Origin of the sequence: Rathayibacter sp. AY1A2 (genome assembly GCF_002930935.1) — a bacterium.
Classification (GTDB): Bacteria; Actinomycetota; Actinomycetes; order Actinomycetales; family Microbacteriaceae; genus Rathayibacter.
In genome coordinates this window covers 393,055-413,194 of sequence record NZ_PSTP01000001.1, presented here as the reverse complement: position 1 = coordinate 413,194, position 20,140 = coordinate 393,055, and the positions used below count along the sequence as shown (strand labels likewise).

Sequence of the window (20,140 nt, the reverse complement as noted above, 5' to 3'; positions counted from 1 at the left end):
GCGAGATGCCACCTGTGCTGGCGACACGCCGGACGGAAGCGTCACAAGTGGCATCTCGCGGCGGGGGGAGAGGGAGGGGAGCGCGGACGTCAGTCCGAGATGAGGGCGCGGGCCGTTCCCTCGTCGAGGATGAGGTCGGTGATGAGGCCGGCCGCCAGGGCGCCGCGCAGGCCCGGCAGCTTCGAGGCGCCCGAGACGACGCAGATCCGGCGCGACGCGCGGCGCACGGTGGAGAGGTCCGGACCGCTTGCACGTTCGTTCATGGGGATGTCGTCCCAGCTGCCGTCGGACCGGTAGAACACCGTCGCGACATCGCCGACGACCCCGGAGCCGCTGAGCGAGATGAAGTCGCTCGGCTCCAGGTAGCCGCCGATGTAGACCTTCGAGGGGACCGCCGCGAACGGCGACCCGAGCCCGAACAGCGCCACGTCCATCCTCTGCTGCAGCTCCAGGACCCGTCGGGTGGAGCGCTCGCGCCACACCGCCTGCTTGGTGGTCGGGTCGTCGAAGAACGCCGGCACCGGGAACTGCTGGACCTTCGCCGCGTAGGCGTCACCGAAGCGGCGGAGGATCTCGCTCGAGTAGTTGATGCCCGTGGTCTCGGTGTTGCCGGCGCCGTTCAGCTGCACGATCTGCGTGTTGTGCGTCTCCTTGGCGATCAGGTGGCGGCTGATCGCGCTCATCGTGGAGCCCCAGGCGATGCCGACGATCATGTTCGAGTCGATGAACTGCCCGAGGATCCTCGCTGCGGACAGGGCGACCCGCTCGAGCCGGTCGATCTCGCTGGTGTGGTCCGGCACCGGCACGATGTGCGCCGTGATGTCGAAGTGGGACCGCACCTCGGCCGAGAGGGCGCTCGCCCGGTCGAGGGGGGAGCGGATCTGGATGTCGACCAGGCCGGTCGCGCGGGCGTGCGAGAGCAGGCGCGAGACGGAGGAGCGCGACGTGTGCAGCTCGTGCGCGATCGCGTCCATCGTCAGATCCTGCATGTAGTACAGCTGGGCCGCACGAAGCGCGTCCCGCGTCTTGTCGGGATGGGTCGCGTGGGTCGTCTCGTCGAGTTCGACGACCGGTCTCACCGGGGTCATAGCGCTCCCTGCACGGATTTCCACCGGTCTTGACCGGATGTGTTGTCGGGTCAAGGATGGCTGTATTCCTCCGCGAAATCAATCGGTCATCTCCCCGGTGCACGCTGGTGCGGAGGCCTCGACGACACCCCTACGACACGAAGGCGAGTACGAAGTGGCACAGTCCGACGGAACTCCCGGAAACTCCGCTCTGCGCGAGAGCGTCGCTGCTCTCCGCGACAACCCCCGCGCCACGGTCCTGGTCATCGGCGGTGGCATCAACGGCATCGGGACCTTCCGCGAGCTCGCGCTCAACGGCGTCGACGTCGCCCTCGTCGAGCGCGGCGACTACGTCTCCGGTGCCTCGAGCGCCTCGAGCCACATGATCCACGGCGGCATCCGCTACCTCGAGAACGGCGAGTTCCGACTCGTCAACGAGGGCGTGCACGAGCGCAACGGCCTGCTGAAGATCGCTCCCCATTACGTGAAGCCGCTGCAGACGACGATCCCGATCTACTCGACGTTCTCGGGCATCCTCGCGGCTCCGCTGCGCTTCCTGACCCACAAGTCGGGCAAGCCGCAGGAGCGCGGTGCGTTGCTGATCAAGGTCGGCCTCACGATGTACGACTTCTTCTCCCGCGACGGCGGCACGGTCCCGCGCCACCAGTTCCACGGGCGCAAGCTCTCGCTGAACGAGCTCCCCAAGCTCGACCCGAAGATCAAGTACACCGCCACCTACTTCGACGCCTCCGTGCACGAGCCCGAGCGCCTCGCGCTCGACGTGCTCCACGACGCGCTGATCGGCGGCAGGAAGGCCCGCGCGGCCAACTACGTCGAGGCCGTCGGCGCCGACGAGAAGGGCGTCGTCCTCCGCGACCGCGAGTCCGGCGAGGAGTTCACCTTCGCAGCGGACGTCGTCGTCAACGTCTCCGGACCGTGGACCGACTTCACCAACACGGCCCTCGGCACGTCCACGAAATTCATGGGCGGCACCAAGGGCTCGCACATCGTGCTCGACAACCCCGAGCTGGTCGAGGCCTGCGAGGGTCGCGAGATGTTCTTCGAGCACAGCGACGGACGCATCGTCCTCATCTACCCGCTCAAGGGCCGCGTGATGGTCGGCACGACCGACATCGACGCCGACCCCACGAAGCCGGCGGTGTGCACGGAGGAGGAGATCGACTACTTCTTCGAGCTCGTGAACCACGTCTTCCCGGCCATCCGCGTGGACCGTTCGCAGATCGTCTTCAAGTTCTCCGGCATCCGCCCGCTGCCCCGCCACGACGACGAGGCCCCGGGCTTCGTCTCCCGCGACTACCGCATCGAGCCCTCGACGCTCCCCGGCAACGGCTCGCCCGTGCTCAGCCTGGTAGGCGGCAAGTGGACGACGTTCCGCGCCCTGTCGGAGCACCTCTCGAACGAGGTCTTCAAGCGGATCGGCGTGACCCGTCGCGTCTCCACCGTGAAGACCCCCATCGGAGGCGGCAAGGGCTTCCCGCGCACCGACGCGTCCCGCGCGCAGTGGATCAGCCAGCACCGCTCCGGGCTCTCCTCGGCCCGCACGGGCCAGCTGCTCGAGCGCTACGGCACCCGGGCGCAGGAGGTCATCGAGGCCCTGGCCGACGGCCACGACGAGGCGCTCGACTTCGACAAGGACTTCACCACCGGTGAGATCCGCTACCTCGCCCAGCGCGAAAGCGTGGTGCACCTCATCGACCTGGTGATGCGCCGCACCAACCACGCCTTCACGGGCGGCCTGAGCCGCGAGCTCCTCGAGGAGCTCGCCGAGCACACGGGCGCCGTGCTGGGCTGGGACGACGCCGCCCGCGCGTCGGAGGTCGACGCGACCATCGCGCACCTCAAGGAGTACAACGGCGTCGACGTCGGGGGCACCTCGGTGCAGACCCCGACGGCCGTGCCCGCCTCCTGATCGGCGATCAGGCGCGGATCGACGGAAGCCCCGGACCGAGGACCACCTCGACCGGGGCTTCCGTCGTGACAACGCACAAACGTGCACGCGCCGTTCCTTGTCGCTAGGACAGGGCGCCGATAACTTCACACCGTCGGGCATCGAAGCCCGCCGCGGACGCCTGTGCGCGTCCGTCTTACGAAAAGGAAAAGGTCAACGTGGACAATCTCGGAGTGGTCTTCCTCGCCGAAGTCGTGGGAACGGCCATGCTCGTGCTCCTCGGCTGCGGTGTCGTCGCCAACGTCGCGCTCGTGAAGAGCAAGGGTCTCAACGGCGGAACCCTCATGGTCAACATCGGCTGGGGCTTCGCGGTCTTCGCCGGTGTGATCGTCTCGTACAACTCGGGGGCGCACCTCAACCCCGCGGTCACCCTGGGCCTCGTCGCGAGTGGAGCGACCGAGTTCGGTTCCGGCGTGCCCGTCGACATCGTCTCGATCCTCGTCTACATCCTCGCCCAGATGATCGGTGCGATCCTCGGTGCCGTCTTCTGCTGGCTCGCCTACAAGCAGCACTTCGACGAGGAGCCCGACGCGGCCAACAAGCTCGGCGTCTTCTCGACCGGTCCGGCGATCCGCTCGTACGGCTGGAACTTCGTCACCGAGGTCATCGGCACCTTCGTCCTCGTCTTCGTCGTCATCGGCTTCGGCGGCGGACGTCAGGGCGACGGCGGTCTGGCCGCGCTCGGCGCGCTGCCCGTCGCCATCCTGGTGATCGCAATCGGCGCCTCCCTCGGCGGCCCGACCGGCTACGCCATCAACCCCGCCCGCGACCTCGGCCCCCGCATCGCGCACGCGCTGCTGCCGATCAAGGGCAAGGGCTCGAGCGACTGGAGCTACGCCTGGGTGCCCGTCGCCGGCCCGATCGTCGGTGGAGTGCTCGCGGGCCTCGCCTCGCTCGTGCTGCTCCCGGTCCTCTAGACCGCCGCGCTTCCTTTCACCCCCGTTACGAAGGAGTAATCATTCATGGCTGACTACGTCATCGCTATCGACCAGGGGACCACGTCGTCCCGCGCGATCATCTTCGACAAGAAGGGATCGATCGTCTCCACCGGCCAGAAGGAGCACGAGCAGATCTTCCCGCGCGCCGGCTGGGTCGAGCACGACCCGATCGAGATCTGGAACAACGTCCGCGAGGTGATCGGCCAGGCTCTCTCCCGCGCCGACCTGACCCGCCACGACATCGCCTCCGTCGGCATCACCAACCAGCGCGAGACCGCTGTCGTCTGGGACAGGACGACCGGCAAGCCGGTCTATAACGCGATCGTCTGGCAGGACACCCGCACCCAGTCGATCGTCGACCGCCTCGCGGGCGACGAGGGCGCTGACCGCTTCAAGTCGATCGTGGGCCTCCCGCTCGCGACCTACTTCTCCGGCACCAAGATCGTCTGGATCCTCGAGAACGTCGAGGGTGCTCGCGAGAAGGCCGAGGCGGGCGACCTGATCTTCGGCACGACGGACACCTGGGTCCTCTGGAACCTGACCGGCGGCATCGACGGCGGCGTCCACAAGACCGACGTCACCAACGCCTCCCGCACCCTGTTCCTCGACCTCGAGACCCTCGAGTGGCGCGACGACATCCTCGAGGCCTTCGGGGTCCCGAAGTCGATGCTCCCCGAGGTCTGCTCCTCCTCCGAGGTCTACGGGCACGTCGAGTCCTCGTCGCTGCTGCGCGAGGTCCCGATCGCCGGCATCCTCGGCGACCAGCAGGCCGCGACCTTCGGCCAGGCGGCGTTCGACCCGGGCGAGGCGAAGAACACCTACGGCACCGGCAACTTCCTGATCTTCAACACGGGCACCGAGATCGTCCACTCGAAGAACGGTCTGCTCACCACCATCGGCTACAAGCTCGGCGACGGCGAGGTGCACTACGCGCTCGAGGGCTCGATCGCGGTCTCCGGCTCGCTGATCCAGTGGCTGCGCGACAACCTGGGCCTCATCGGCTCGGCCCCCGAGGTCGAGGCGCTGGCCGCCACGGTCGAGGACAACGGAGGCGCGTACTTCGTCCCCGCCTTCTCGGGTCTGTTCGCCCCCTACTGGCGCTCCGACGCCCGCGGAGCCCTCGTCGGCCTCACCCGCTACGTCAACAAGGGCCACATCGCCCGCGCCGCGCTCGAGGCGACCGCCTTCCAGACCCGCGAGGTCCTGGACGCGGTCAACGCCGACTCCGGCGTCCCCCTGCAGGAGCTCAAGGTCGACGGCGGAATGATCGCCAACAACCTGCTCATGCAGTTCCAGGCCGACATCCTCGGCGTCCCGGTCGTCCGACCGGTCGTCGCGGAGACCACCGCGCTCGGAGCGGCCTACGCGGCCGGTCTCGCGGTCGGCTTCTGGGAGAACCTCGACGACCTGCGCCAGAACTGGCAGGAGGACTCGCGCTGGACCCCGCAGATGGACCAGGACGAGGCCGCCCGCCAGTACCGCCTCTGGAAGAAGGCCGTCACCAAGACCTTCGACTGGATCGACGAGGACGTGCAGTAGTTTTCTCCGCGGCAGTCCCTGCCTGCCGCGGCGCGGTCGGCTCATCGAGGTGGTCGCGTCTCGGGGAGCGGGTCGCGTCCGGCTAGGGGACGACGCCGACACGCGTCCTCCCCGTTCGCCTTGCGCGACGAGCGGATGGCGTGAGTCCGTTCACGGTGATGCGCCCTGTCCGACCCTCGGGTCGGGTGGGGCGCTTCGTCGTTCCGACGACGGCGCAACGGGTATCGCAACGGGGTGGTTCGGGGACACCCATGCTGGTCGAGTGATCGCCGCAGACGGCTCATCGAGACCCGGCAATTCGGACCTGCATGCTGGTCGCGTAGTCGCTGCAGGCGGCTTATCGAGACCCGGACCGGGCGGGGCCTCAGTCCGCCGACAGCCCGAGCTGCGCGTCCAGCTCGTCCAGGGAAGCGATCCGGCGCACGCCCAGCTCGACCGCCTCGGGCGGCAGCATGCGGCCGTGCTCGGGACCGCCGACGCGGTCGAGCCAGACGCCGCGCAGGCCCGCAGCGGCCGCTCCGACGGCGTCGGTGCCGAGCCGGTCGCCGACGTAGAGGGCCTCCTCCGGAGAGACCCCGAACCGCTCGCAGGCGATCGCGAAGATCCGCGCGTCCGGCTTGGTGACGCCGACGTCGCCGGAGGCGATCACGTGCTCGAAGCGACCGGAGAGGCCCGTGCCCTCGATCTTCCCCCGCTGGAAGTCGAGCACGCCGTTGGTGATGACGCCGAGACGGACTCCGGCGGCGTCGAGCCGGTCGAGGACGGGCAGCGCGTCGTCGTGGAGGGTCCAGGCGGCGACGTAGTGCTCGAGGTACCCGCGGAACCAGGAGCTCGCCTCCTCGGGAGTCAGCCCGACTCCGGCCTCCGCGGCGAAGTCCGTGGCGCGCGCCCGGCGCTGGCCCTCGTAGTCGAGCTCGCCCGCGAGGTAGCGGTGGTAGTGCTCCTCCTCGAGCAGGTGCCAGCGGCGCTGCACGTCGGCCGGCTCGCCGGCGTAGGCGGCGCCGAGCGAGGCGGCGTACGCGACGATCCCCTCCCGCACGGCGCGGGCATGGGCGAAGAGGGTGTCGTCGAGGTCGAAGAGCGCGAGCCGCAGCACGGCCGCCTCAGCGGACGCGGCGGAGGAGGCCGACGGAGTCGTAGACGGCGGCGAGCGTGCGCTCCGCAGTCTCGGACGCGCGGTCGGCGGCGAGGGAGAGGACCCGGTCGAGCTCGGCCGGGTCGGCGAGCAGCTCCGCGGTCCGCGCTCGGATCGGGTCGAAGGTGGCGGCGACCACCTCGACGAGGCCCTTCTTGAGGTCCCCGTAGCCGCGGCCCGCGTACTCCTGCTCCAGCGACTCGACGGAGCGGTCGGCGAGGACCGAGTAGATCGTCAGCAGGTTCGAGACGCCGGGCTTCGCCGCCCGGTCGAAGCGCACCTCCGACTCGGTGTCCGTCACGGCGCGCATGATCTTCTTCGCGGTCGCCTTCGGCTCGTCGAGCACGCTGAGCAGGCCCGCGTCCGACTCCGCCGACTTCGACATCTTGGCGCCGGGGTTCTGCAGGTCGAAGATCTTCGCGGTCTCGCGCACGATGTGGGGCTCCGGCACGGCGAAGGTCTCACCGAAGCGCGAGTTGAAGCGTGCGGCGAGATCGCGGGTGAGCTCCAGGTGCTGGCGCTGGTCCTCGCCGACCGGCACCGCGTCCGTCTGGTACAGCAGGATGTCGGCCGCCATCAGGATCGGGTAGGTGAACAAACCCACCGAGGCGGCCTCAGCACCCTGCTTCGCCGACTTGTCCTTGAACTGCGTCATCCGGCTGGCCTCGCCGAAGCCGGTCAGGGTGTTGAGGACCCAGGCGAGCTCGGCGTGAGCGGGCACGTGGGACTGGATGAAGAGGGTCGAGCGCGCGGGGTCGATGCCCGCGGCGATGTACTGCGCGGCGGTCGCGCGGGTGCGCTCGCGGAGCTGCTGCGGATCCTGCGGGACCGTGATCGCGTGCAGGTCGACGACGCAGAAGTAGGCGTCGAAGTCCTCCTGCATCGCGACCCACTGGGTCAGCGCGCCGATGTAGTTGCCGAGGTGCAGCGACCCGGAGGAGGGCTGCATGCCGGAGAAGATGACGGGCTTGGCGCCCGGGGTGCTGGGAGTCATGGGTGGCCTCGAGGGGTCGGTTCGCGGGGGAGAGGGTCAGAGCTCGTAGTCGACGACCACGGGGGAGTGGTCGGACCAGCGGGTGTCGTAGGAGGCGGCGCGGTCGACCTCGTAGCTTCGGGCGAGGTCGGCGAGCGCGGGCGTGGCGAGCTGGTAGTCGAGGCGCCAGCCGGTGTCGGTGTCGAAGGCCTGGCCGCGCTGGGACCACCACGTGTACGGTCCGGGCACCTCGCCCGCGAACCGGCGGCCGAGGTCGACCCAGCCCAGTCCGGCACCGGCGTTGTAGTCCGGGTCGCCCTCGGCGCCGACGAAGCGGTCGACGTAGGCGCGCTCCTCCGGGAGGAAGCCTGCCTTCTTGACGTTGCCCTTCCAGTTCTTGATGTCGAGCGTGCGGTGGCCGACGTTGAGGTCGCCCATCACCACGGCGAGCTCGCTGTGCGCCCGGATCTCGGGCAGGCGCGCTTCCATCGCGTCGAGGAAGCGGTACTTCTCGACCTGCTTGGGGGTGCCGACCTCGCCGGAGTGGACGTAGGTGGAGACGACGGTGAGCGAGCGGCCGCCGACCTCGTAGTCGGCCTCGAGCCAGCGTCCTGCCGAGTCGAAGTCGTCGGCGCCGAACGTCACGCGGTGGATCGTGGCGCGCCTGCGTGAGGCGAGAGCGACTCCGGCGCGCCCCTTGGCGGTCGCCTCGTCGTGCAGCACGTCCCACTCGTCCCCGAGGAGCCCCGTGAGGTCGTCCGTGGAGGCGCGGACCTCCTGCAGGGCCAGGACGTCGACGTCGCGGGCGGCGAGCCAGTCGCCCATCCCCTTGCGGTAGGCGGCGCGGACGCCGTTCACGTTGACGGAGGCGATGCGGAGGGTGCTGCGAGTCACCGGAGCAGTCTATTCGGAGCCGCGGAGCGGGCCGCCCGGCCGCGCTCGCACCCCGGAACGCGGAAGCCGGCAGCCGCCTCGCGCCACTCCCTCGGAGAGGGGGAGGAGCGCGGAGGCGACCGCCGGCGGGACCGCTCAGGACGGTCGGTCGGAGGGGATCAGGCGGGGACGGCCTGCGCGGTGGCGGGCTCGGGCACCTCGGCGACCACCGGGGCGCGCTTGATGCTCTTCGCGATGATCACGCAGACGGCCGTGACGACCATGCCCACCAGGATGGCGACCAGGTAGAGGATCGGCTGCCCGACGAGCCCGGTGACCCAGACGCCGCCGTGCGGGGCGCGGAGGGTGGAGCCGAAGAGCGCGACGAGCGCACCCGTGACGGCCGAGCCGACCATGGCGGACGGGATCACGCGCAGCGGGTCGACCGCGGCGAACGGGATGGCACCCTCCGAGATGAAGGACGCGCCCAGCAGGTAGGCGGCCTTGCCGTTCTGGCGCTCGGCGTCGGTGAACAGGCGCTTGCGGAGCGTCGTGGCCAGGGCCAGACCCAGCGGCGGGGTCATGCCGGCGGCCATGACGATCGCCATCACCTTGAACTGCACGGAGTTCGGGTCGCCGTCGGCGGGGACGGAGGCGAGGCCGGTGGTCGCGAAGGCGTAGGCCACCTTGTTGACCGGACCGCCCATGTCGAACGCCATCATGAGGCCGAGGATGATCCCCAGGATGATCAGGTTGCCGCCCGAGAGGCCCGAGAGCCAGGACGACAGGCCCTCGCTCAGTGCGCGGAGCGGCGCTCCGAGCACCACGAACATCAGGAAGCCGGTGATGAAGGTGGCGATCAGGGGGATGATCACGACGGGCATCAGCGACTTGAACGCCGCTGGGAGCTTGATCCGCGAGATGTAGAGGGCCGCGTAGCCGGCGATGAAGCCGGAGGCGAGGCCGCCCAGGAAGCCCGCGCCGACGGTGACCGCGACCGCGCCGCCGAGGAAGCCCGGCGCGATGCCGGGACGGTCGGCGATGCCGAAGGCGATGAAGCCCGAGAGCACCGGCACCAGGAACGCGAAGGTCGCGCTTCCGATGAGGAACATCACTCCGGCCCAGTCGGTGATGTTCGCCACGTTGAAGCCGTCGTCGATGATCTGCTGGGCCGTGAAGTCGACGATCCGGTAGCCGCCGAACAGGAACGACAGCGCGATCAGCAGACCGCCCGCCGCGACGAACGGGATCATGTAGGAGACGCCGGTCATCAGGTTCTGGCGGATGCGCGTGCCGACGCCGACCTTCTTCGGCGCGGCGGGGGCCGCGGCCGGAGTCGAGCGGGCGGGGGCGGACGCGGCGGAGCCGGAGCCGCGGAGGGCCAGAGCCCGGTCGAGGACCTCATCCGGCTTGGAGAGGGCCTCGGCGACGCCCACCTGGAGGATCGGCTTGCCGGCGAAGCGGTCCTTGCCGCGGACCTCGAGGTCGGCGGCGAGGATGACGACGTCCGCGGCGGCGATGTCGGCCGCGGTCATCTCGTCCGAGCCGGCCGCGCCCTGGGTCTCGACGCGGATCGGGTAGCCGCGCTTCTTCGCGGCCTGCTCGAGCGCCTCCGCGGCCATGTAGGTGTGGGCGATGCCCGCGATGCAGCTGGTCACGGCGACGAAGCGCGGGCCGGAGGCGGGGCTCGCGGCGGGCGTGTCCTGCACCTTCGCGACGGCGCGGTCGATGACGTCGGCCGCCTTCGCGAGCGCCTCCGACGTGCCCACCTCGAGGGTGGGCTTCCCGGCGAAGCGCTCCTTGCCGCGGACCTCGAGGTCGGCGGCGAGGATCACGACGTCGGCGTCGGCGATGGTCCGGTCCGACATGGGATCGGACCCCGCGGCGCCCTGGGTCTCGACCTGGATCTCGTACCCCTTCTTCTTCGCGGCCTGCTCGAGGGCCTCGGCCGCCATGTAGGTGTGCGCGATGCCCGCGATGCAGCTCGTGACGGCGACGATCCTCATGAGACGACGACCTCTCGGGCGATGATGTCCGCGACCTCCTGGCCGCTGGCGGCGGCGCGGAGGGAACCGGTGAAGGACTCGTGGATCAGCTTGCGGGCGAGCTGGGCGAGGATCTTGAGGTGCGCCTGGTCGGCGCCGTCCGGAGCCGCGATCAGGAAGATCAGGTCGGCCGGGCCGTCGGGGGCGCCGAAGTCGACGCCCTGCTTCGCGATGCCGACCGCCACGCTGGGCGAGACGACGTGGGAGGAGCGGGCGTGGGGGATCCCGATGCCGCCGGGCATCCCGGTCGCCATCTGCGACTCGCGGTCGCGGACGTCGGCGAGGAAGCCGTCGAGGTCGGTGACGCGGCCGGCGTCGGCGAGCGTCTTCGCGAGCTGCGCGGTGGCCTCGTCCTTCGTGGCGGCGGTGAGGTCGACGATGACCGTCGACGCCTCGGTGAGAGCAGTCATGCGCTCAGTTCTCCAATCGGGAGGGTGGGGTCGGGGTTCTCGACGACGGAGACGTCGTCGAGGCGGAGGGAGTCGGGACCCGGGGCTTCGCTGCCCGGGAGCTGGACGGCGGCGGTACCCCACGCGACTGCTGTCGCGAGGCGCTCCGCCTCCGTGGCGTCGACGGCCGAGAGGTAGCCGGCGAGCGTGCTGTCGCCGGCGCCGACGGTGCTGAGAGGCACGACGGCGGGGGCGCCCGCCCACCACGACGCGTGCGTCGTGACGAGGAGGGCGCCGTGCTCTCCGAGGCTGACGAGCGCTCGCGCGTCGGGCAGCTGCAGGAGTTCACGGGCTCCGGCGACGACGTCTCCGACCGTCGTCAGGGAGCGGCCGAGGAGCTCTTCGAGCTCCTCGAGGTTGGGCTTCACCAGGGTGGCGGTGCCGGCCGCGATGATCGCGGTCAGGGGGGCTCCCGAGGTGTCGACGGCGAGGGGGACGCCGAAGTGCAGGGCGAGGCGGCCGAGCGCGGGGTAGAAGTCCGCTCCCAGTCCCGGGGGGACGCTGCCGCAGGCGACGAGCCAGCGGGGCGAGGCCGAGACGTGCTCGCCGATCAGCTCGGAGAGGGCGTGGGCCTCCTCCTCCGTGACGGCGGGGCCGGGCTCGTTGATCTTGGTGGTGCGGCCCGTCTTGTCGTCGACCACGGTGATGTTGGTGCGGATCGGGTGGGCGATCGCCGCACTGGCCGAGCGGACTCCGGCGGCCCGGAGCATCGTGGACAGGTCGAGGCCGGTGGAGGCGTCGGCCGGGTAGACCGCGGTCGCCTCGACGCCGTTGCGGGCGAGGGCACGGGCGACGTTGACGCCCTTGCCGGCCGGGTCGCGCCGCACGTCGTGCGCGCGGTTGACCTCGCCGACGGCGAAGCCGCTCGTGGAGAGGGTGACGTCGACGCTCGGGTTGGCGGTGACGGTGACGATCATGCGCGGACGACCTCCGGGCCGGCCGACTCGATGTCGTCGGCGAGCTCGTCGTCGACATCGGCGTCGGTGATGACGGTGTCGACCGCGGACAGCGGAGCGACGTGCCCGAAGTCCTGCCGGCCGAACTTCGAGTGGTCGGCGAGGACCACGACCCGGCGCGCGGAGGCGATGATCGCGGACTTGACGACGGCCTCGTCGAGATCGGGGGTGGTGAGCCCGCGCTCGAGGCTGAGGCCGTTCGTGCCGATGAAGGCGACGTCCACCGAGACCGTGGAGAGGGCCTGGGCGGCCCACGGCCCGACGGCGGCCTGCGTGACTCCGCGCAGGTGCCCGCCGATGAGGTGGAGGTCGATGTTGGGCCGGCCGACGAGCGCCATCGCGACGGGGAGGGAGTGGGTGACGACCGTCAGCCGGCGGTCCAGGGGGAGCAGCTCCGCCAGCCGCACCGTGGTGGTGCCGGCATCGATGGCGATCGAGCCGCCGTCGGGCACCTCGGCGAGGGCCGCGGTGGCGATGCGGTCCTTCTCGCCGGCGAGGTGTCCCTCGCGGGCGGCGACCTCGGGCTCGATGCCCAGCCGCTCGACGGGGATGGCTCCGCCGTGCGCACGGCGCAGCAGGCCCCGCTTCTCGAGGCTGGTGAGATCGCGGCGGATCGTCTCCGGCGTCACGGCGAGGGAGAGGGCGAGGTCGCGGACCTCGACGCGCCCGTCGGTGCGGGCGCGGTCCAGGATCGCCTGGTGCCGCTCCGGTGCGTACATGTGGACTCCGTCGTCTCGCCGTGGGTGGTGCGCCGGATCCGCGGTGTCGTTGCCGACCTCGGATCTGCGTTTACCTCTTTTTAGACCCGTTCGGGAGGAAAGTCAACAGAAACGGACAGACTCGGCAGGCGGAATCGGGCGCGGCGACGCCGGGAGGGACGCGAAGTAGTCCGCCGGGTCAGGCGGCGAGCTGCTCGAGCTCCTCCTCGAGCTGCGCGAGCTGGCGCTCCAGGCGCCGTCGTTTGAGGAGGGACGCCTCCGGCAGCGCGGCGCGAAGCCGCTCGCGCTCGGCCTCGGCGAGGGTGCGGCGGGCGGTGCGCAGCTGCTCCTCCCGCTCCTTCTCGCGCTCCTCCGGCGTGAGCTTGCGCGCCGAGATCCCGGCGTCGCTCATCCCGACGGAGATCCACGACGCGGCGATCAGGATCACCTGGCAGACGAGGTTGAACCAGATCAGCAGACCGATGAGGACCGCGAACGAGGCGAGCAGCGGATTGCGGGAGGCGCCGCCCAGCAGCTGCGTCCCGAGGACCTTGAGCGCGCCGAGCGCGATCCCGCCGAGCAGCGACCCCGCCCAGAGGTTCTTCCAGGGGATCGAGATGCCCGAGAGGATGCGGAAGGAGCCGGCGAGCGTGCCCGTGTCCAGGGCGAGCATGATCAGCAGGCCGACCGCGCTGCCGGCGAGACGGGCCGGCATCGACTCGCTGCCGATCCCGAGGAAGCCGAACGCCACGTCCACCAGCGAGGTCGAGAACACGGAGAGACCCGCCGAGACCAGCAGCACCGCCCCGAAGACCAGGGCGAGCCCCGCGTCCTTGAGCTTGAGCAGGACGAAGAGGGTCGTGGGTCCGGGGAGCGAGAAGAGCAGCCGGACCGCCTGGCGCAGGCTCCCCAGGAAGTTCAGCGCCGTCCAGAGCAGGCCGGCGGCCGCGATCGCACCCGTCCAGCCGAGGATCGACGAGTCGAGCAGGTCGTCCACCGACACGAGCGCGTTCTTCCCGCCGATCAGGCCGGGGACGGAGCGGGTCACCAGATCGAGGAGGGAGTCGCGCAGCACCGAGTCGTCGCGCACCCAGAAGCCGAAGACGGCGAAGAAGACGAAGAGCGCCGCGAAGACCGCGAACAGGGCCTGGAAGGCGAGTCCGGAGGCGAAGAGGGGCCCGCCGGTCTCGGAGTAGTGGAGCATCACCCGCACCGGCCGCGTCCGCATGACCCGCTCGAACAGGCCCGGGATCCCGCGGGGAGTGTCGGCCGCCTCGGTCATTCCTCCAGCGTACTGAGGCCTCGCGGCGCTCCCGTGCACGCGCCCGCCTGCACGCTGGAACGCGTCCGGCCCGCCGGATCCGAGGATCCCGGCGGGCCGGACGCGTTCGCGAGGGGGAGGATCAGGCGCGGCCGCGGATGACGGCCTGCTTCACCTCGGCGATCGCCTGCGTGATCTGGATGCCGCGCGGGCACGCCTCCGTGCAGTTGAAGGTCGTGCGGCAGCGCCACACGCCCTCCTTGTCGTTGAGGATGTCCAGGCGCGCTCCACCGGCGTCGTCGCGCGAGTCGAAGATGAAGCGGTGGGCGTTCACGATCGCCGCGGGGCCGAAGTACTGCCCGTCGGTCCAGAACACGGGGCAGGACGACGTGCACGCGGCGCAGAGGATGCACTTCGTGGTGTCGTCGAAGCGGGCGCGGTCGGCGACCGACTGCACGCGCTCCTTGCCCTTGGGTGCCGGGGTGTTGGCGACCAGGAACGGCTGCACCTCGCGGTAGGAGGCGAAGAACGGCTCCATGTCGACGACGAGGTCCTTCTCGAGGGGCAGCCCCTTGATCGCCTCGATGTAGATCGGCTGCGAGATGTCGAGATCCTTGATCAGCGTCTTGCAGGCCAGGCGGTTGCGGCCGTTGATCCGCATCGCGTCGGATCCGCAGATGCCGTGCGCGCACGAGCGGCGGAAGGTCAGCGATCCGTCCTGGTCCCACTTGATGCGGTGCAGGGCGTCGAGGACGCGGTCGGTCGAGTACATCTCGACGTCGAAGTCCTGCCAGCGCGGCTCGGCGTCCACCTCGGGGTCGAAGCGGCGGATGATGAACGTGACGGTGAACGCCTCCGGGGCCGCGGGGGCGGCGGGCGGCTGCTCGAGGGTAGCGGTCGACATGGCTAGTACTTCCTCTCCATCGGCTGGTACCGGGTGATCACGACGGGCTTCCAGTCGAGCCGGATGTGGTCACCGGCGTCGGAGGAGTGGGCGTCACCGGAGAGGTACGCCATCGTGTGCTGCATGTAGTTCTCGTCGTCGCGCTTCGGGAAGTCGTCGCGCATGTGGCCGCCGCGGCTCTCCTTGCGGTTGCGCGCCGAGTAGACGACGACCTCGGCGAGGTCGAGCAGGAAGCCCAGCTCGACGGCCTCGAGGAGGTCGGTGTTGAAGCGCTTGCCCTTGTCCTGCACCGAGATGTTGCGGAACCGGTCGCGCAGGCGCTGGATGGTCCCGGTGACGGCCTCGAGGGACTCGTCGGTGCGGAACACCTGGGCGTTCTTGTCCATCTCGTCCTGCAGCTCCTTGCGGATCGAGGCGATCCGCTCGGTGCCGGTCGCGGAGCGGAGCGAGGCGAGCATGTCGCGGATCGCGCCGGCCGGGTCGGCGGGCAGGGGGGTGAAGTCGACCGTCTTGGCGTAGTCGGCGGCGTTGTTGCCGCTGCGCTTGCCGAAGACGTTGATGTCGAGGAGGGAGTTGGTGCCGAGGCGGTTGGAGCCGTGCACCGAGACGCACGCGCACTCGCCGGCGGCGTAGAGGCCGGGGACGACGGTCGTGTTGTCCGAGAGCACCTCGGCCTTGACGTTGGTCGGGATGCCGCCCATCGCGTAGTGCGCGGTCGGCATGACGGGGACCGGCTCGACGACGGGGTCGACGCCCAGGTAGGTGCGGGCGAACTCGGTGATGTCGGGGAGCTTGGTCTCGAGGACCTCGGCTCCCAGGTGGGTGCAGTCCAGCAGCACGTAGTCCTTGTGCGGTCCGGCGCCGCGGCCCTCCGCCACCTCCTGGACCATGCAGCGGGCGACGATGTCGCGCGGCGCGAGGTCCTTGATGGTGGGGGCGTAGCGCTCCATGAAGCGCTCGCCCGAGGCGTTGCGGAGGATCGCACCCTCTCCTCGCGCTCCCTCGGTGAGGAGGATGCCGAGGCCGGCGAGGCCGGTCGGGTGGAACTGGAAGAACTCCATGTCCTCCAGGGGGAGGCCCTTGCGCCAGATGATGCCGACGCCGTCGCCGGTGAGGGTGTGCGCGTTGGAGGTGGTCTTGTAGATCTTGCCGAAGCCGCCGGTCGCGAAGATGATCGCCTTCGCCTGGAAGACGTGCAGCTCGCCCGTGGCCAGCTCGTAGGCGACGACGCCGGAGGGCTTGGCCACTCCGTCGACCTCGGTCATCACCAGGTCGAGGACGTAGAACTCGTTGTAGAAGTTGATGCCGAGCCGGACGCAGTTCTGGAACAGCGTCTGCAGGATCATGTGGCCGGTGCGGTCGGCCGCGTAGCAGGCCCGGCGGACGGGCGCCTTGCCGTGGTCGCGGGTGTGGCCGCCGAAGCGGCGCTGGTCGATCTTGCCCTCCTCGGTGCGGTTGAAGGGCAGGCCCATGTTCTCGAGGTCGATGACCGCGTCGATGGCCTCCTTCGCGAGGATCTCGGCCGCGTCCTGGTCGACGAGGTAGTCGCCGCCCTTGACGGTGTCGAAGGTGTGCCACTCCCAGCTGTCCTCCTCGACGTTCGCGAGGGCGGCGGCCATGCCGCCCTGCGCCGCTCCGGTGTGGGAGCGGGTCGGGTACAGCTTCGAGATCACGGCCGTCCTCGCCTTGGGGCCGGCCTCGATGGCCGCGCGCATCCCGGCACCGCCGGCGCCGACGATGACGACGTCGAACTGGTGGTAGTGGACGCCGTCGGGTCCGATGGTCTGCGCGAAGGCGCTCTGGTCGGCGCCGGTGTGGGAGTGGCCTGGTGTGCTCACGGGGTGGGTGCTCCGTCGTACGGGGATGGGAGGGGGAGGTGCCGGGACGTGATGCCGCGGACCGGGAGGGGCGCGGGCCCCTCTCCGATCCGCGGCACCGTGGTCACGCTGCGCAGAAGGAGGGCAGCAGGTCCGCGGCGGTGCCGGCGGGGCACGGGTCGAACGCGAAGACGACCCAGGTGCCGAGCGCGATCAGCGCGACGACGGCGACGAGGATGCCGCCCTTGAAGGCCTTGGCCAGCAGGGGCGAGGTCGCGTAGTCGTTGACCAGCGTGCGCATGCCGTTGCCGCCGTGGATCAGCGCGAGCCACAGCATGAGGACGTCCCACCACTGCCAGAACGGGTTCGCCAGTTTGCCGCCGACGAAGCCGAAGTCGATGGCCTTGATGCCGTCGCCCAGCAGCAGGTTGTAGATGAGGTGCCCGAAGATCAGGACGATCAGCACGACGCCGGAGGCGCGCATGTAGATCCAGCCCCACTTCTCCCAGTTGGTGCCGGAGGAGCGGGTCGGGGTGTGCGGGGTCCGCGGTGCGGCGACGGTGCTCAATGCGCACCCCCCTCGCTGAAGACGTTGATCAGGTGGCGCGGCGCGAAGCCGAGCATCAGCACGACCCAGAGGCCCATGACGACCCAGAAGAGGACGCGCTGATTGCGGGTCGCCCAGCTCCAGAAGTCGACCAGGATGATCCGCAGGCCGTTCAGCGCGTGGAACGCGATGGCGCCCACGAGCCCGGTCTCGCCGAGTCCCATGATCGGGTTCTTGTACGTCCCGATGACCGCGTTGTACGCCTCGGGGCTCACGGCGATGAGAGCGGAGTCGAGGACGTGGACGAGGAGGAAGAAGAAGATGGCGACACCGGTGATCCGGTGGAGCACCCACGACCACATGCCTTCGCGACCGCGGTAGAGGGTGCCGGCCGGACGCCGGATCTTCCCCTGCTTCCGGGGTGCGAGGGTTTGAGCAGCTTGAACTGACACGAACAACCCTCCCTGGTTGTGCTCCGACGGCCTGACCTGTTCCCACGTCGCGTGGACGGGGACGGGGCGGGGAGCGACGAGAAACTCGCCCTCCGATTCTAAGCGCGCTCGCAGGCGGGCGCGGCTTAGGCGAGCCTTAGCTGCGGGGCAGGGCGAGGGCGGGCGCCCCCGCGGTCGCGTAGTGCGCGAGGAGCTCGTCGGTGAGCGCGCTCCAGGTGCGGTGGAGCACGCGGCGGCGGCCCGCCTCGCCGAGCCGGGCGCGCAGTGCGGGATCGCGGACCAGGCGCTCCACCTGCCGGCGCAGGTCCGAGTCGCTCTCGGGCGCGTAGAGCAGGCCGTCCACGCCGTGCTCGATGAGGTCGGTGGGGCCGCCCGCGTGCGGCGCGACCACGGCGGTGCCGGACGCCTGCGCCTCCTGGACCGTCTGGCCGAACGTCTCCTCCGTGCCGGTGTGCACGAAGACGTCGAGCGCGGCGAAGACCGCCGGCAGCCGGTCGCCGTCGAGCCGGCCGAGCATCCGCGCCGCCGGGCCGAGGGCGGCGGCGACCCGGGCGGAGGAGGGGCCGTAGCCGCCCACGACCAGCTCCGCGTGCGGGAGGGAGGCGAGTGCCGCCATCCGCTCCACCCTCTTCTCGGGGGAGAGGCGCCCGATGTAGCCGACGAGCGCATCATCGGCGCCGAGTCCGGCTCGGACGGCCTGCGCGTAGGGGGAGGAGCGGCGGCGCGGGTGGAAGCGCTCGCTCTGCACGCCGCGGCCCCACAGCGCGGTGCGCTCGATGCCGGCGGCGGCGAGGTCGTCGAGGGCGCTGGTGGAGGGGGCGAGGGTCAGGTCCGCCCCGGCGTGGATCTGGCGGATCACCCGCCAGGCGAGGGCGCGGGCGCCGCGGATGCCGTAGCGGGCCGCGAATCGCGCGACGTCCGTCTGGTAGATCGCGACACTCGGCACCCCGAGCCGGCCGGCCGAGGCGATGGCGCGGGCGCCGAGGAGGAAGGGCGAGGCGACGTGCACCACGTCGGGCTCGAAGTCGGCCAGCTCCCGGGTGAGGGCGAGCGTGGGGATCCCGACCGGGAAGTCGCGGTAGGCGATCGCCGGGTGCTCCACGACGCGGTGGCCCGCGTAATGGCCCGGCGCCCCCGCGGCCGGGCAGACGACGAGCGCCTCGATCCCGCGCTCCGCGAACTCGTCGAGCACCCGCAGGACGCTCGTGGTCACGCCGTTCAACGACGGCAGGAAGCTCTCGGTGACGACCGCGACTCTCACGCCCCGGACGCTACGGCGGCGGGATGAACGGCGGCGCGCGCCCGGGTGAACGGACGGTCGCGCTCGGGCTCCCTTGTATCCTGCGGACATGACATCACCTGAGACCGATGGCCGCGCCCCGCTCGACCGCTTCTACAGCGTGATCCCCGCCGGCGGGATCGGCTCGAGGCTGTGGCCGCTCTCCCGGGCCGACGCCCCGAAGTTCCTGCACGATCTGACGGGATCGGGACAGACCCTCCTCCGCGACACCTGGGACCGCCTCGCGCCCATCTCGGGCGCCGACCGGATCATGGTCGTGACCGGGCGCGCGCACCGCGCCGCCGTCGAGGAGCAGCTCGAGAGCCTCGAGGACCTCAACGTCGTCCTCGAGAGCGAGCCGCGCGACTCGTCCGCCGCGATCGGCCTGGCCGCCGCCATCCTCGAGCGCCGCCAGCCGGGCGTGATCATCGGCTCGTTCGCCGCCGACCATGTCATCAGCGGTCAGCAGCTGTTCCACGACGCGGTCGCCGAGGCCGTCGTCGCGGCGGACGCGGGCTACATCGCGACCATCGGCATCACGCCGACCGAGCCTGCCGTGGGCTTCGGCTACATCCGCACGGGGAAGCACCTCGGGATCGACGGGGCGACGCACACGCTCGCCGTCGACTCCTTCGTCGAGAAGCCCGACGCCGACACCGCGCGCGCCTATCTCTCCAGTGGTCAGTACCTCTGGAACGCGGGCATGTTCATCGCCCGCGCCGACCGCCTCCTCGAGGAGCTCGGCCGCGCCAAGCCGAAGCTGCTCGCCGGACTGCTCGAGCTCGCCGCCGCGTGGGACACCCCGGAGCGCGGCGCGGTCGTCGACCGCATCTGGCCGGGCCTGGAGAAGATCGCGATCGACTACTCCGTCGCCGAGCCGGCCGCGGCCGCGGGCAAGCTGGCCGTCGTGCCGGGCCACTTCTCCTGGGACGACGTGGGCGACTTCGCGTCCATCGCGAAGCTGCACTCGAGCGGGCTCCGCTCGGACCTCGCCATCCTCGGCGAGGACGCCCGCGTGCTGGCCGACTCCGCGACGGGCATCGTCGTCAGCGGCGGCAACCGCACCATCGCCCTCATCGGAGTGAAGGACATCGTCGTCGTGGATACCCCCGATGCGCTCCTGGTGACCACGACCGAGAACGCCCAGAAGGTCAAGGGCGTCGTCGACGCCCTGCGCCTCTCCGGCCGCACCGACGTCCTCTAGCCCTCCGTCCCACCCGTCGAAGCGCGGCCCTCCC

The 20,140-nt window shown here is 70.7% G+C and carries 18 protein-coding genes; 4 read left to right on the top strand and 14 right to left on the bottom strand.

Translation table 11 applies throughout. The features are described 5' to 3' along the window. Positions 1–89: 89 nt before the first annotated feature. Positions 90–1,088, bottom strand: coding sequence for a sugar-binding transcriptional regulator (locus C5B93_RS01850; protein ID WP_104291618.1), 999 nt, complete (start codon positions 1,086–1,088; stop codon positions 90–92). Positions 1,089–1,242: 154 nt separating this feature from the next. On the opposite strand from C5B93_RS01850, the gene C5B93_RS01845 reads away from it, so the two are divergent. From C5B93_RS01845 to glpK, 3 genes are all read left to right on the top strand, one after another. Then, positions 1,243–2,997 carry a glycerol-3-phosphate dehydrogenase/oxidase gene (locus C5B93_RS01845; protein ID WP_258068097.1) on the top strand — a complete coding sequence of 585 codons (1,755 nt, stop codon included), beginning with the start codon at positions 1,243–1,245 and terminating at the stop codon, positions 2,995–2,997. A gap of 245 nt (positions 2,998–3,242) precedes the next feature. Further along, positions 3,243–3,953, top strand: a complete 711-nt coding sequence (locus C5B93_RS01840) for an MIP/aquaporin family protein (protein WP_244230707.1) — start codon at positions 3,243–3,245, stop codon at positions 3,951–3,953. Positions 3,954–3,998: 45 nt separating this feature from the next. Further along, the gene (gene glpK / locus C5B93_RS01835; protein WP_104226427.1) at positions 3,999–5,513 is read left to right on the top strand and encodes a glycerol kinase GlpK; all 1,515 of its coding nucleotides are present in this window, start codon (positions 3,999–4,001) and stop codon (positions 5,511–5,513) included. 364 nt (positions 5,514–5,877) lie between these two features. Here glpK and C5B93_RS01830 read toward each other — a convergent pair whose 3' ends face one another. From C5B93_RS01830 to C5B93_RS01770, 13 genes are all read right to left on the bottom strand, one after another. After that, positions 5,878–6,609, bottom strand: a complete 732-nt coding sequence (locus C5B93_RS01830) for an HAD family hydrolase (RefSeq protein WP_181068293.1) — start codon at positions 6,607–6,609, stop codon at positions 5,878–5,880. A gap of 7 nt (positions 6,610–6,616) precedes the next feature. Next, the gene (gene trpS, locus C5B93_RS01825; RefSeq protein ID WP_104232840.1) at positions 6,617–7,642 is read right to left on the bottom strand and encodes a tryptophan--tRNA ligase; all 1,026 of its coding nucleotides are present in this window, start codon (positions 7,640–7,642) and stop codon (positions 6,617–6,619) included. A gap of 36 nt (positions 7,643–7,678) precedes the next feature. Further along, positions 7,679–8,515 carry an exodeoxyribonuclease III gene (locus tag C5B93_RS01820; protein ID WP_104263197.1) on the bottom strand — a complete coding sequence of 279 codons (837 nt, stop codon included), beginning with the start codon at positions 8,513–8,515 and terminating at the stop codon, positions 7,679–7,681. A 158-nt stretch (positions 8,516–8,673) separates the two neighbouring features. Continuing rightward, a complete protein-coding gene (locus C5B93_RS01815) occupies positions 8,674–10,500 on the bottom strand; it encodes a PTS fructose-like transporter subunit IIB (protein WP_104291615.1) in 1,827 nt (608 codons plus the stop codon). Continuing rightward, positions 10,497–10,949 (bottom strand): PTS sugar transporter subunit IIA, encoded by a 453-nt coding sequence (locus C5B93_RS01810; protein ID WP_097166616.1) that lies wholly within the window; start codon positions 10,947–10,949, stop codon positions 10,497–10,499. The genes C5B93_RS01815 and C5B93_RS01810 overlap by 4 nt, the downstream gene beginning before the upstream one ends. Beyond that, the gene (locus C5B93_RS01805) at positions 10,946–11,905 is read right to left on the bottom strand and encodes a 1-phosphofructokinase family hexose kinase (protein ID WP_104291614.1); all 960 of its coding nucleotides are present in this window, start codon (positions 11,903–11,905) and stop codon (positions 10,946–10,948) included. Before C5B93_RS01805 ends, C5B93_RS01810 begins: the two co-directional genes overlap by 4 nt. Further along, a complete protein-coding gene (locus C5B93_RS01800) occupies positions 11,902–12,663 on the bottom strand; it encodes a DeoR/GlpR family DNA-binding transcription regulator (RefSeq protein WP_104226423.1) in 762 nt (253 codons plus the stop codon). The genes C5B93_RS01805 and C5B93_RS01800 overlap by 4 nt, the downstream gene beginning before the upstream one ends. 178 nt (positions 12,664–12,841) lie before the next feature. Beyond that, positions 12,842–13,924, bottom strand: a complete 1,083-nt coding sequence (locus tag C5B93_RS01795; RefSeq protein WP_104223189.1) for a YhjD/YihY/BrkB family envelope integrity protein — start codon at positions 13,922–13,924, stop codon at positions 12,842–12,844. A 121-nt stretch (positions 13,925–14,045) separates the two neighbouring features. After that, on the bottom strand, positions 14,046–14,807 hold the full coding sequence (locus C5B93_RS01790; protein WP_068254543.1) for a succinate dehydrogenase iron-sulfur subunit: 762 nt from the start codon (positions 14,805–14,807) through the stop codon (positions 14,046–14,048). A gap of 2 nt (positions 14,808–14,809) precedes the next feature. Next, on the bottom strand, positions 14,810–16,588 hold the full coding sequence (sdhA, locus tag C5B93_RS01785; protein WP_104261603.1) for a succinate dehydrogenase flavoprotein subunit: 1,779 nt from the start codon (positions 16,586–16,588) through the stop codon (positions 14,810–14,812). Between the two features lie 160 nt (positions 16,589–16,748). Further along, the gene (locus C5B93_RS01780; RefSeq protein ID WP_104223187.1) at positions 16,749–17,192 is read right to left on the bottom strand and encodes a succinate dehydrogenase hydrophobic membrane anchor subunit; all 444 of its coding nucleotides are present in this window, start codon (positions 17,190–17,192) and stop codon (positions 16,749–16,751) included. Then, on the bottom strand, positions 17,189–17,623 hold the full coding sequence (gene sdhC / locus C5B93_RS01775) for a succinate dehydrogenase, cytochrome b556 subunit (protein WP_374952907.1): 435 nt from the start codon (positions 17,621–17,623) through the stop codon (positions 17,189–17,191). The genes C5B93_RS01780 and sdhC overlap by 4 nt, the downstream gene beginning before the upstream one ends. Positions 17,624–17,759: 136 nt before the next feature. Continuing rightward, the gene (locus C5B93_RS01770; RefSeq protein WP_181065415.1) at positions 17,760–18,884 is read right to left on the bottom strand and encodes a glycosyltransferase family 1 protein; all 1,125 of its coding nucleotides are present in this window, start codon (positions 18,882–18,884) and stop codon (positions 17,760–17,762) included. 88 nt (positions 18,885–18,972) lie between these two features. On the opposite strand from C5B93_RS01770, the gene C5B93_RS01765 reads away from it, so the two are divergent. Beyond that, on the top strand, positions 18,973–20,106 hold the full coding sequence (locus tag C5B93_RS01765) for a mannose-1-phosphate guanylyltransferase (protein WP_104223184.1): 1,134 nt from the start codon (positions 18,973–18,975) through the stop codon (positions 20,104–20,106). Positions 20,107–20,140: the final 34 nt, after the last annotated feature.

Excerpts from the sequence above, each read along its gene's own strand:
- C5B93_RS01850 (WP_104291618.1), bottom strand. The coding sequence starts at position 1,088 with ATGACCCCGGTGAGACCGGTCGTCGAACTCGACGAGACGACCCACGCG.
- C5B93_RS01840 (WP_244230707.1), top strand. The coding sequence starts at position 3,243 with ATGCTCGTGCTCCTCGGCTGCGGTGTCGTCGCCAACGTCGCGCTCGTG.
- glpK (WP_104226427.1), top strand. The coding sequence starts at position 3,999 with ATGGCTGACTACGTCATCGCTATCGACCAGGGGACCACGTCGTCCCGC.
- trpS (WP_104232840.1), bottom strand. The coding sequence starts at position 7,642 with ATGACTCCCAGCACCCCGGGCGCCAAGCCCGTCATCTTCTCCGGCATG.
- C5B93_RS01815 (WP_104291615.1), bottom strand. The coding sequence starts at position 10,500 with ATGAGGATCGTCGCCGTCACGAGCTGCATCGCGGGCATCGCGCACACC.
- C5B93_RS01810 (WP_097166616.1), bottom strand. The coding sequence starts at position 10,949 with ATGACTGCTCTCACCGAGGCGTCGACGGTCATCGTCGACCTCACCGCC.
- C5B93_RS01805 (WP_104291614.1), bottom strand. The coding sequence starts at position 11,905 with ATGATCGTCACCGTCACCGCCAACCCGAGCGTCGACGTCACCCTCTCC.
- C5B93_RS01800 (WP_104226423.1), bottom strand. The coding sequence starts at position 12,663 with ATGTACGCACCGGAGCGGCACCAGGCGATCCTGGACCGCGCCCGCACC.
- C5B93_RS01795 (WP_104223189.1), bottom strand. The coding sequence starts at position 13,924 with ATGACCGAGGCGGCCGACACTCCCCGCGGGATCCCGGGCCTGTTCGAG.
- C5B93_RS01790 (WP_068254543.1), bottom strand. The coding sequence starts at position 14,807 with ATGTCGACCGCTACCCTCGAGCAGCCGCCCGCCGCCCCCGCGGCCCCG.
- C5B93_RS01765 (WP_104223184.1), top strand. The coding sequence starts at position 18,973 with ATGACATCACCTGAGACCGATGGCCGCGCCCCGCTCGACCGCTTCTAC.